The following is a 599-nucleotide window of genomic DNA, read 5'->3' as shown; positions in this document are numbered from 1 at the left end:
GGATGTCGATGAAGCTGCCGATTTTGGATCGCTTGGCCCGGCTGGCCGTCGCGAAAAGGGCCCGCAACGCGGCAGACTGGTCCGGGAACACACCGCGCGCTGCGGCCTCTGCCACCACACGGGCGCGTTCGTAATAGGACAACCCGACCCGGATCTCGTTCTCTTCGACCATGGCGACATAGCTGTCCGCTGCATCTTCGGCCGGGCGCACCAGCGCACGCAGGGTCGAAAAGCGCATATCGCCGGTTTCTTCGTACAGCTCTGACAACGCCCGCAGCCGCCGCCAGCCCGAAATCAGCCCCCAAGGGTGCGCCGGCGCGCCATCGCTTTCGTCGCGGCCAATGCCATAAAGCGGGGTGATCTCGGCGGGCATCCGCTGTCCATGGGCGGCGATGGAAGCCTTCAGCGCGGCGATTTCTTCGGCATCCAGCGCGATACGGTCGCGGGCCAGATAGCCTTGGCTGACATCGCCCAAAGGCACATCCACCACCATCCGCCCCGATGCGCGGGCGTCTTCGATGCCGGCAGTCACATCGCGCAAGGCCGCAGCTTCGGCCGACTGGCCGGACACCTGCGCAATGGGCGGGATCACCGGCGCG

1 pseudogene is annotated in these 599 nt (G+C 66.6%); it reads right to left on the bottom strand.

From position 1 onward, the window contains the following. Nucleotides 1-599: pseudogene (locus tag E2L05_RS20630) on the bottom strand (ParB N-terminal domain-containing protein); the annotation flags it as partial.

It is taken from the genome of Meridianimarinicoccus aquatilis (genome assembly GCF_004358675.1).
In the GTDB taxonomy this organism is placed as follows: Bacteria; Pseudomonadota; Alphaproteobacteria; order Rhodobacterales; family Rhodobacteraceae; genus Meridianimarinicoccus; species Meridianimarinicoccus aquatilis.
The sequence above is the reverse complement of the archived record's forward strand: the minus strand, read 5'-3'. Positions and strand labels throughout refer to the sequence as shown.